General features: G+C 67.6%; 9 protein-coding genes. 1 reads left to right on the top strand and 8 read right to left on the bottom strand.

Annotated features, from left to right (window positions below):
- The 4 genes from Q8R75_RS14110 to Q8R75_RS14095 all read right to left on the bottom strand — a co-directional run.
- Positions 1-2,360, bottom strand: a 2,360-nt coding sequence (locus tag Q8R75_RS14110; RefSeq protein WP_305663770.1) for a cation-translocating P-type ATPase, incomplete at its 3' end; no start/stop codon positions are given.
- Positions 2,361-2,379: 19 nt separating this feature from the next.
- Positions 2,380-2,589 carry a DUF2788 domain-containing protein gene (locus Q8R75_RS14105; protein ID WP_069037875.1) on the bottom strand — a complete coding sequence of 70 codons (210 nt, stop codon included), beginning with the start codon at positions 2,587-2,589 and terminating at the stop codon, positions 2,380-2,382.
- A gap of 14 nt (positions 2,590-2,603) precedes the next feature.
- On the bottom strand, positions 2,604-3,389 hold the full coding sequence (locus tag Q8R75_RS14100) for a DUF2189 domain-containing protein (RefSeq protein ID WP_305626062.1): 786 nt from the start codon (positions 3,387-3,389) through the stop codon (positions 2,604-2,606).
- 167 nt (positions 3,390-3,556) lie between these two features.
- Positions 3,557-6,007, bottom strand: a complete 2,451-nt coding sequence (locus Q8R75_RS14095) for a heavy metal translocating P-type ATPase (RefSeq protein WP_305663769.1) — start codon at positions 6,005-6,007, stop codon at positions 3,557-3,559.
- Between the two features lie 155 nt (positions 6,008-6,162).
- On the opposite strand from Q8R75_RS14095, the gene Q8R75_RS14090 reads away from it, so the two are divergent.
- Positions 6,163-6,354 (top strand): heavy-metal-associated domain-containing protein, encoded by a 192-nt coding sequence (locus Q8R75_RS14090; protein WP_305626064.1) that lies wholly within the window; start codon positions 6,163-6,165, stop codon positions 6,352-6,354.
- A 14-nt stretch (positions 6,355-6,368) separates the two neighbouring features.
- Here the strand turns inward: Q8R75_RS14090 and Q8R75_RS14085 are convergent, their stop codons facing one another.
- The 4 genes from Q8R75_RS14085 to Q8R75_RS14070 all read right to left on the bottom strand — a co-directional run bounded on the left by Q8R75_RS14085 (position 6,369) and on the right by Q8R75_RS14070 (position 10,247).
- Entirely contained in the window at positions 6,369-6,833 is a 465-nt protein-coding gene (locus Q8R75_RS14085; RefSeq protein ID WP_305626065.1) for a DUF411 domain-containing protein, read from the bottom strand.
- Between the two features lie 11 nt (positions 6,834-6,844).
- Positions 6,845-8,275, bottom strand: a complete 1,431-nt coding sequence (locus tag Q8R75_RS14080) for a copper oxidase (RefSeq protein ID WP_305626066.1) — start codon at positions 8,273-8,275, stop codon at positions 6,845-6,847.
- 63 nt (positions 8,276-8,338) lie between these two features.
- Positions 8,339-9,769, bottom strand: coding sequence for a TolC family protein (locus tag Q8R75_RS14075; RefSeq protein ID WP_305626067.1), 1,431 nt, complete (start codon positions 9,767-9,769; stop codon positions 8,339-8,341).
- Complete coding sequence (locus Q8R75_RS14070) at positions 9,756-10,247, bottom strand: hypothetical protein (RefSeq protein ID WP_305626068.1); 492 nt, start codon at positions 10,245-10,247, stop codon at positions 9,756-9,758. The genes Q8R75_RS14075 and Q8R75_RS14070 overlap by 14 nt, the downstream gene beginning before the upstream one ends.
- Positions 10,248-10,266: the final 19 nt, after the last annotated feature.

Below are 10,266 nucleotides of genomic sequence, written 5' to 3'. Positions count from 1 at the left end.
GCGAGCAGCGTGGCGGCGATGATGGCGCGCGCCACCGGTGCGGTGCCGCGCAAGGCATCCAGCCAGGCGCCACCGTGGGTGCGGGCGCAAAAGATGAGCGCGATGCCGCTGCTCACCAGCGCGATGAATACCCAGGTGCGGACCACGGACGCGTCGAAGCCCTGCGCGCTCGCGAAGGCGTGCACCGCGAGCACGACGGCTGACGTCACGGTGCCAAGCAACAGGCTGGTCCAGAGGCGGGAAGACGGCAGCAGCGGGTCGCTGCCCGGACGCGGCGGCTCGCGCATCACGCCTTCGTCCGCCTCGTCGGATTCGAACACCACCGAACACGAGGGGTCGATCACCAGTTCAAGGAAGGCGATATGGGCCGGTGCCAGCACCAGCGGCCAGCCGAACAGCACCGGCGCAGTGGCCAGAACGATGATGGGTACATGCACCGCCAGCGTGTAAGTCATGGCGTGGCGCAGGTTGCGGAAGATGCGCCGGCCGAGCCGGATCGCGTGCACCAGTGCGGCGAAATCGTCTTCGACCAGCACCAGATCGGCCGCCTCGCGCGCCACGTCGGTACCGCGCCGGCCCATCGCGATGCCGATGTGGGCCGCCTTCAGCGCCGGCGCGTCATTCACGCCGTCGCCGGTCATCGCGACGATGTCGCCGCGCGCCTTCAGCGCCTCGACCAGGGCCAGCTTCTGCTGCGGACTGACGCGCGCAAACACGCCACCCTGTGCAGCCGCAGCAGCGAAGCCGGCGTCGTCCATCGCCGCCAGATCCGGACCGGTCAGTACGCGCTCGCCTTCGATGCCGGCCTGTGCGGCGATGGCCTGCGCGGTGCGCGGGTGGTCGCCGGTGATCATGACGACGCGCACGCCCGCGGCGCGGCATTCGGCCACCGCTTCGGGCACGCCGTCACGCAGCGGGTCGGCCAGACCGATCAGACCGATGAAGCGGAATTCGAAATCGTGCTGGATCGCCGGTGCTTCGCTGCCCGGGTGCACGGCATGCGCGACCGCCAGCACGCGCAGACCGCGGTCGGCCAGCGCGCCGGCCTGCTGCGACACGTGTGCGCGCGCCTCGGGCGCCAGGTGGCACAGGTCGGCGATCGCCTCGGGCGCACCTTTCGAAGCGACCTCGCTGCGCGCGCTGTCGGGCACCTGCCACAGATGCGACATCGCCAGCAGATCGGGCGACAACTCGTACTCATGCGCGAGCCGCCAGTCCGGGTGCAGATGTTCGGTGTTCGAAAGATGGGTGTCGGCCAGACTCAAAAAGGCCTTTTCCATCGGGTCGTGCGGATCTGCTTCGCTCGCCAGCACGGCGTATTCGAGCAGCCGGTGAAAGGTTTCCGGCAGCTCGGCCAGCGGCTGGCCGGCATCCAGGTAAAGCGTATCGTCGCCCGCAACCAGGGCGGCGACGGCCATGCGGTTGCGCGTCAATGTGCCGGTCTTGTCGACGCACAGCACAGTGGTCTGGCCCAGCGTTTCGATCGCCGCGAGACGCCGCGTCAGCACTCCGTGCGCCGCGATGCGGCGCGCCCCGAAGGCGAGGAACACGATGAGGATGACCGGAAATTCCTGCGGCAGCACGCCCATGGCCAGCGTGATGCCAGCCAGCAGACCATCGAGCCAGCCACCGCGCAGCATGGCGTAGAGCAGCGCGAGCAGCACGCACAGCACACCGCCGATCACCGCCAGCCGACGCGCGAGCTTCGCCAGTTCGAGCTGCAAGGGTGAAGCACCGCTGCTGATCGCGCCGAGCGATTTGCCGATGCGACCCAGTTCGGTCGCATTGCCGATGGCGCTCACTTCGACCGCGGCCTGACCGCTGACCACCAGCGTGCCGGCATACACCTGCAGCGCGGGGCCGCCATCGACCGGCAGCCTGGCCACCGCCACCGACTCGCCGGTCAGCATCGATTCGTCGAGCGTGAAGTCGCGCGCCGACAGCACGACACCATCGGCCGGCACGCGGTCGCCCTCGTTCAGCAACATGCGGTCACCCACCACCACCTCGCGCCCGGCCACCCGCGTCACCTTGCCGTCGCGCAGCACCAGCGCACGCGGGCTCGACAGGTCACGCAGAGCGGCCAGAGCCGTTTCGGTGCGCCGCTGCTGCACCACGGTCACGGCAATGATCACCAGCACGAAGCCGAGCAGTACGAAAGCTTCCTGCGGATCGCCGATCAGCAAGTAGAGCGCACCGGCACCGAGCATCAGCAGGAACATCGGCTCGCGCGCCACTTCGAGCACGATGCCCGCAATGCTGCGCGAGCGATCGACAGCAAGTTCGTTCCAGCCGTCGCGCGCACGCCGCGCCGCCACCTCCGCTTCGGTCAGGCCCGACGACGCCGACGTTTCGCTCATGCCTGGCAGGTACCGGTGATCAGCTGTCGAGGATCCACTTGATGACGAACTTGGCGACGAATCCCATCATGCCCAGACCGAGGCCGAGCAGGATGACGAAGGTGCCGAAACGCCCCGCTTTCGATTCGCGCGCCAGTTGCAGCAGGATGAACAGCATGTACAACATGAAGGCCGTGACGCCGAAGGTCAGGCCAAACTGCGCGAATTGTTCTTCGGTGATGCCGGACATGATCGGATCGCCCTTCAGCGCGCCGTCGACACCGAACTGCCCACCAGCTCGCGGTAGGCGTGCCAGCTGGCATGCCCGAGCAACGGAATGACCACCGGCATCGCCAGCAGGCCGGTCGCCATGCCGAACAGCGTGAAGAACGCGATCGTCGCGCCCCACAGCGCAAGCGGCGCCGGATTGGTCATCACGACGCGCCAGCTGGTCAGCACCGCACCCAGTACGCCGATCTGCCGATCGAGCAGCAGCGGGATCGCCACCACGCTGGAAGCGAACAGCGGTGCTGCGAGCAGCCCGCCCAGCAACAGCCAGCCCTCGAACAGCCAGCCCTGTTCGGCCAGCACGACGATGCGCAGAAAGTCCACAGGGGTGACGACCGGCGCGGCAGCGAATGACCAGATCAATGCAGCCGACGTCAGCACCCAGCCGGTACCGGCCAGCGCCAGCAGCAGGCCGAAAGTCACCATGCGTCCGTCACGCGGCTTCCAGACCGTGAGCGCGGTGGCCAGATCCGCCGACTCGCCGCGTTCCAGCGCGCGGCTGACGGCATACAGCCCGGTCGCGATGACCGGCGCCACGAGCAGGAAGCCGGTGAAAGCCCCGCCAAGCAGCCAGAAGCGATCGGGTATCCACCAGCACAGCAAGGCACCGAAGATGGCAACCAGCACGCCGTGCAGCAGACCGGGCAGCGGGCAGCGCTGGAAATCGCGCCAGCCGGCGACCAACCAGTTCACCGGGCTGAACAGCGGAACGGAACGGGTCAGGAAATGGCGGGATTCGAGAAGCGCCTGGCTGTCGGACATGGTGGTGGGCCGCTGCAGAAAATCATTCGGAGGGGTTTGCAGCGTGGATTATGCGCCGCGCGCGGCCAGGCGGCTTGACGCAGCGCATGGCCGCGCCGCCAGTCGGCGTATCCATGCGTGCGGTTGGCCGCAATGCGTCGCGCCCGGCTGGCTGATGCGGGCGATAGTCACGGGCCACCGGCCTTCCAGCGACGCAACAGCAGCGCATTGCCGACCACGCTGGCGCTGCTGAACGCCATGGCGGCGCCGGCAATGACCGGATTCAGCAGCCCGAACGCGGCGAGCGGAATGCCGACCACGTTGTAGGCGAAGGCCCAGAAAAGGTTCTGCCGGATCTTTGCCCAGGTGCGGCGCGAGATGTCGAGCGCATCGGCCACGCGCGCCGGATCGCCGTGCATCAGCGTGATGCCGGCCGCCGCCATGGCCACGTCGGTGCCGGTGGACATCGCGATGCCGACATCGGCCGCCGCAAGCGCCGGCGCATCGTTGATGCCGTCGCCGACCATGGCCACCACCGCCCCGCCCTGCCTTAGCGCAGCAACGATGTCGGCCTTGTGTTCCGGCAGCACCTCGGCCCGCACGTCGTCGATGCCCAATGCCGACGCAACGTGTGCCGCGGCGCCCGCATTGTCGCCGCTGACCAGCACGGTACGTACGCCTGCCGCCTGCAGGCGTCCGATCGCCACCTTCGCGGACGGTTTCACGGCGTCGCCGAAAGCCAGCAGGCCGAGCAGCTGCGGCGTGTCACCGATCCCGGCCAGCCAGGACACGGTGCAGCCCTGCGACTGCAGCTGCGCGGCGCGTGCGGCCAGTACCGATACATCGATCTGCAGCTCGTCCATGAAGCGCGTGCTGCCCAGGCGAAGCGTAAGGCTGCCGGATTGATCAGCGGTCTGGCCACCGGCGTGACCAGCGATCTGCCCCCCCATCCCGCGCCCTGCGACCGCAGCCAGATCCGTCGCCTGCGGTAACGTCAGCCCTTCGGCCTGCGCAGCTTGAGCTACCGCGTGCGCCAGTGGATGTTCGCTGCCCGCCTGGAGCGCGGCCGCCAGTGCCAGAAGTTCGCCACGGGTGATGGCGACGGATTCGGCGGCCACCAGCTGCGGCCGCCCCTCGGTCAGCGTGCCGGTCTTGTCGAAGGCGACCACGGACACGCGATGTGCGATTTCGAGCGCCGCGGCGTCCTTGATCTGGATGCCGGCACGCGCGGCCGCGCCGGTGCCGACCATGATGGCGGTCGGCGTGGCGAGACCGAGCGCGCACGGGCAGGCGATCACCAGTACCGCCACGGCATTGAGCAGCGCGCGCTCGACACCGGAACCGGCGAACAACCAGCCGGCGAAGGTGAGCGCGGCGATCGCGATCACGACCGGCACGAACACCGCGCTGACCCGATCGACCAGACGCTGGATCGGCGCCTTGCCGGCCTGCGCGCTTTCGACCAGACGGACGATGCGTGCCAGCACCGTTTCGGCACCGATCGCCGTGGTGCGCACGACGAGCAAAGCGGAGCCGTTGATGGCGCCGCCGGTCACGTGATCGCCGGGCTGGCGCGCCACCGGCAGACTTTCGCCGGTGATGAGCGACTCGTCGACCTCGCCCGTTCCTTCCGTCACCACCCCATCGACCGGCAGCCGCTCGCCCGGGCGCACGACGACGATGTCGTCGACGGCGACCTGCGACAGCGGCAGTTCGACCTCCTGTCCGTCGCGGCGCACGCGCGCGGTGTCCGGGCGCAGGGCATTGAGCGCGCGGATGGCTTCGGTGGTCTGGCGCTTGGCGCGCGTTTCCAGCCACTTGCCGAGCAGCACCAGCGTGATGACGACGGCCGACGCCTCGAAATACAGATGCGGCATGGCACCCTCATCGGCGGTCAGCAACAGGTACACGCTCAGGCCGTAGGCGGCCGACGTGCCGAGCGCGACCAGCAGGTCCATGTTTCCTGCGCCGGCGCGCAGCGCCTTGCCGCCGGCGATGTAGAAACGGGCGCCCAGCCAGAACTGCACCGGCGTGGCGAGCAGCCATTGCAGCCAGCCAGGCAGCATCCAGTGCGCGCCCCACAGCATGCCGACCATCGGCAACGCGAGCGGTGCCGACAGCGCAATGGCCAGAGCGACCGGCCACCATTCGGGCAAGGCGCGTGCGGAGTCGTCGGCAGCGGGAAGGATGTCGGAGGGCAGCGACGCGGCATAGCCGGCCCGCGCCACCGCGGCCAGCAGCGGCGCGACGTCGGGCGACAGACTGATCACTTCGGCCGACTCGGTCGCCAGATTGACGGTCGCCGACAGCACGCCCGGCACCCGGACGAGCGCCTTTTCCACCCTCGCCACGCAAGACGCGCAGGTCATGTCCGCAATGTTCAGCCGCACGGTGTGCTGCGCCACCGCATAGCCCGCCTTCGCGACCGCGCCGCGCAGTGCCGTCAGCGTGACCGAGTCATCGCCCGTCACCGCCAGGGTTTCGGTCGCCAGATTGACGCTGGCCGACGCGACCCCCGGCACGCGCGCGATCGCCTTCTCGACGCGTGCGGCGCATGACGCGCAGGTCATGCCTTCGATCACGGCCGTCCAGGACTGCAGGCGAGCCGCCGGGCTCGCACCCGGTTCGCTGGCGTTCATGCCCGACCTTGCTTCATTGCTTGAATCCCTTTGCATCAGTGTGTGCCGCAGATGAGGGCGGCGACCGCTGTTTTCGAGCGGATCGCCATGACTTGACCTGCGCGTCGATTAAAGGTCCATCATCAGGGGTTTTCATTTTGTTCGCGAGGCTAGAGATGATCGAATTCACCGTACCGGACATGACCTGCGGTCATTGCGCCGGCCGCATCCGCAGCGCGGTTGCCGAGGTTGACGCCAATGCAACGGTCGACATCGACATCGCCGGCAAGCGGGTACGCATCGAGTCGGGCAAGGACGAAGCGTTGTTCCGCGAAGCACTTGACGACGCCGATTACCCGCCTGCCTGAATGATCAACCCGGGTCAGCGGTAGCTGCGATAGACGCTCGCAGCACCGTCGCGCTGAACCAGCAGCACGTCGTAGGGATCCTTGCGGCCCTTGTACTCCGGTCCGTCCATGCCGGGCGAACCGATGGGCATGGCGGGCACGGCCAGGCCGAGCGCCTTCGGTTTTTCCATCAGCAGGCGCCGTACATCGCTCGCCGGCACGTGGCCTTCGAGCACATATTCCCCGACCCGCGCCGTGTGACATGAGCCGAACTCGACCGGCATGCCCAACTGGGCGCGCATGTCGTTGTTGCCGGTATCGAAGGTCTTCACGATGAATCCGTTGGCCTCCATATGGGCGATCCAGTCCTTGCAGCAACCGCAGGTGGGGCTCTTCCAGACTTCTACCATGGGCTCGCGGGCAGCGCCGGCGCAGGCGGCCAGCGGCAGCAGGGCGGCCAGGCCAAGCAGATTCAGCAGTGTGCGACGTGTCGTATTCATGAGTCTTCCCTTCAGTGGTGGTCGTGAGCGCCGCCCGCGGGCTTGCGCACCTGGACTTCGATGTCTTTCGCCGGGGTCTGTTGCAGCGGCATCGACGAGGCGCCGTGGTCGTGGTTTTCGGCGGGCTTCGGCGTCGCCGGTGCGGCCCCGCCGTCGACCGCGTGCGCCACGGTGCCAGCCGGATGCGCGTACCAGCCCGGATCGCTGTAATCGCCAGGCTTCTGGTCGCGGCGCACCTTGAACACCGAAAACATGCCACCCATTTCGACCGATCCGAAAGGGCCGTCGCCGGTCATCATCGGCACCGTGTTCTCCGGCAGCGGCATCTTCATGTCGGCCATATCGGCCATGCCGCGCTCGCCCATCGCCATATAACCGGGCACCAGATTCGATATGCGGTCTGCCAGCCCTTCGTGATCGACGCCGATCAGGTTCGGGATGTCGTGGCCCATGGCATTCATCGTGTGATGGCTCTTGTGGCAGTGGAACGCCCAGTCGCCCTCTTCGTCGGCGATGAATTCGATCTGCCGCATCTGCCCGACCGCCACATCGGTGGTGACTTCCGGCCAGCGCGCTGACTTCGGCACCGGGCCGCCGTCGGTGCCGGTCACCTCGAATTCGTGGCCGTGGATATGGATCGGATGATTGGTCATCGTGAGGTTGCCGATGCGGATGCGCACGCGGTCATTCTTCCGCGCGACCAGCGGCGCGATGCCCGGGAAGATGCGGCTGTTCCACGACCACAGGTTGAAATCCAGCATGGTCATGGTTTTCGGCGTGTAGCTGCCGGGATCGACGTCGTAGGCGTTGAGCAGGAACACGTAGTCGCGATCGACCTGCGCGATGTGCGGGTGACGCGCTTTCGGGTGGGTGACCCAGAAACCCATCATGCCCATCGCCATCTGCGTCATTTCGTCGGCGTGCGGGTGGTACATGAAGGTGCCGGGGCGGCGCGCGGTGAATTCATACACGAAGGTCTTGCCGGGCGGGATCGCCGGCTGGGTCAGGCCGCTGACGCCGTCCATGCCGTTGGGCAGGCGCTGACCGTGCCAGTGCACGCTGGTGCGCTCGGGCAGGCGGTTGGTGACGAAGATGCGCACCCGGTCGCCTTCGACCACTTCTATCGTCGGGCCGGGCGACTGGCCGTTGTAACCCCACAGATGGGCCTTGAAGCCGGGCGCCATTTCGCGCACCACGGGCTCCGCCACCAGATGGAATTCCTTGACGCCTGCATTCATGCGCCAGGGCAGCGTCCAGCCGTTGAGCGTGACGACGGGGTTATAGGGGCGTCCCGTGGAAGGCATCAACGGGCCGCGCGTGTCGGCGGAAGTTTCAATCACCGGTTCGGGTACGGCTGCCAGCGTCACGCGGCTGACCGCGGCGGCTGCCACCGCGGCACCCGCGATGCCTGCATTGAGGAAAAAATCTCTGCGGGAAGTCATGTCATGTCCTTCGAATTCGGTTCAGCGGCGAGTGGCCACGGGGCGAGGCGACAGCGCCGGGGGTCAATGTCCGGCTCCAGCGGTCGCTGCTGCCATAGGCGTGCCGGGCGCCACAAGGTCGGGCTTGCCGATCAGCGCCATGTCGAGATCGGCCTGGGCGATCCAGAAGTCGCGCAGGGCTTCGATGTAGCCATTGACACTGGCGACCTGCGAGCGCGCATCGGCCAGCAGTTCGAACACGCCGATCAGCATGCCGTTGTAACGCAGCAGGTTTTCGTCGGAAATGCGCTTCCTGAGCGGCACCACTTCGTCACGGTAGTGGCGCGCGATGTCGAAGGCGGAGCGATAGCCGCCGTAGGCTTCACGCACTTCGGAGCGCGCGTTGATGGCTGCGTCGGCAACCCGCTCGACCGATTGCATATAGATATGCTCGGCCCGTGCCACGCGCGAGCTGCCCCAGTCGAACAGCGGCACCTCGAAGCTGATTTCATAGCCCTTCTTGTACGACTCGCCGCGACGGCCTTCGAGCACGCGCGCCGGGCCGATCTCGAGCACGTCGATGAAACGTGTGGTTTTCGTCAGACCGAGGTTGCGAGCGGTCGCTTCGGCGTCGAGTCGGGCGATCTGTACATCGATGCGCGACGCCATTGCCTGGCGCTCGATATCGGGGGCATCAAGGGCGGCTGTCGGCAGATCGGGCAGGCGTTCGGGCAATTTGAACGCGGTCTGCTCACCCCACAGCCCGAGCAGCCGGGTCAGGCGTTCGCGTGCGGCCTGATGCGCCTGCTGCGCGCGGGCGAGATTCAGCGCAGCGTCGGCATAGAAACCCTGCTCGCGGGCGCGCGCCAGTGCGCTGAAGTTGCCGGCCGCCTGCATGCGGCGTGCCAGTTCGGCACCGGCGTCGGCCGCGTCCATGACCTGTTCCATGTAGCGCAGCGTTTCGCCTGCGGCGACCGCCTGCGTCCAGGCGCGGCGCACATCGGCCGCCAGTCGCAGCACCTGCAGCGATACCGCGCGCTGGGTCTGAGCAAACTGCCGCTTGTTGACCTCGATCGCCTGCGGCAGGGTCAGCAGCGAAAACACGTTGAAGGTGATCGCCTGTTCGATCTTGTAGTCACGCACGCCGTTTTCCTTCTTGCTGGCGTGGAACATGGAGAAGTGAGGGTTCGGCAGGTTGCCGGCGCGCACCAGCTCGGCTTCGCTGATGCCCAGATCGTGGAAGCCCGCCTGCAGGCCGCGATTGTTCAGCAAGGCAAGCTGCACCGCATCGTCGGCGGTCAGCGGCTGGCCGAGCAGGCTGGCCACTCGTTCGGCGACCGCCGCACGGTCTTCGTCGCTGCGCGCCCACTTCACCTCCTTGCCGAGCCGCTCTCGCGTGGTCTGCTCGACCGCGCCAAAGCCGCCGTCGGGACTGAAGCTGGCGCAACCGGCCAGCAGCGTCAGCGAAGCCGCGAGCGGCAGAAGCCGCAAACGCGATGGATCAGTGGTGCGCATGGCCGCCCTCCTTCTTCATCGGGCAGGCGTCGTGCTTGTGCTTCATGCCGCCGCCCGCAGCGTTGTCGTGGTGCATGCAGTGATGCGGAACGTTCCCGGCATCGGCGGCAGGCTTGCCGTGATGCATTCGGTGATCGTGGGCGGCGGGGTTGCCGGCGCCGTGGTCGTGCGCCGACGAGCCCTCTGCGCGGGCCCCGGCTGGCGCCGAGTGTCCTGCATGCGGGTCTTCGAGCTGCGGGTTTGCCGGCTCCGGATGATCCGCATGCGCAGCGTGCGCGCCGGTCTGCCGGCCGACCCGGTCGTTGGCATCACGCCATGGACCTACGGGCTCTGCCGCATGACTGCGATAGCCGTCGATCATCGAGCGATAGTCGGCCGACGGCACAGGTGCGGCCGGATCGGCGGGATCGGCCGGCCACGCGGACGTCGGAACAAGCGCTGCACAGACGAGCAGCGTTTTCGGAAGGAGGTGAAACATGTTGGCCTCGCGCAGGACG

The organism is Methyloversatilis sp. (genome assembly GCF_030696805.1).
Classification (GTDB): domain Bacteria; phylum Pseudomonadota; class Gammaproteobacteria; order Burkholderiales; family Rhodocyclaceae; genus Methyloversatilis.
Note: the sequence above shows the minus strand (reverse complement) of the source record. Positions and strands in the feature narration are given on the sequence as shown.

Coding starts and splice junctions, on each gene's coding strand:
- Q8R75_RS14105 (WP_069037875.1), bottom strand. CDS start 2,589: ATGTCCGGCATCACCGAAGAACAATTCGCGCAGTTTGGCCTGACCTTC.
- Q8R75_RS14100 (WP_305626062.1), bottom strand. CDS start 3,389: ATGTCCGACAGCCAGGCGCTTCTCGAATCCCGCCATTTCCTGACCCGT.
- Q8R75_RS14095 (WP_305663769.1), bottom strand. CDS start 6,007: ATGAACGCCAGCGAACCGGGTGCGAGCCCGGCGGCTCGCCTGCAGTCC.
- Q8R75_RS14090 (WP_305626064.1), top strand. CDS start 6,163: ATGATCGAATTCACCGTACCGGACATGACCTGCGGTCATTGCGCCGGC.
- Q8R75_RS14085 (WP_305626065.1), bottom strand. CDS start 6,833: ATGAATACGACACGTCGCACACTGCTGAATCTGCTTGGCCTGGCCGCC.
- Q8R75_RS14080 (WP_305626066.1), bottom strand. CDS start 8,275: ATGACTTCCCGCAGAGATTTTTTCCTCAATGCAGGCATCGCGGGTGCC.
- Q8R75_RS14075 (WP_305626067.1), bottom strand. CDS start 9,769: ATGCGCACCACTGATCCATCGCGTTTGCGGCTTCTGCCGCTCGCGGCT.
- Q8R75_RS14070 (WP_305626068.1), bottom strand. CDS start 10,247: ATGTTTCACCTCCTTCCGAAAACGCTGCTCGTCTGTGCAGCGCTTGTT.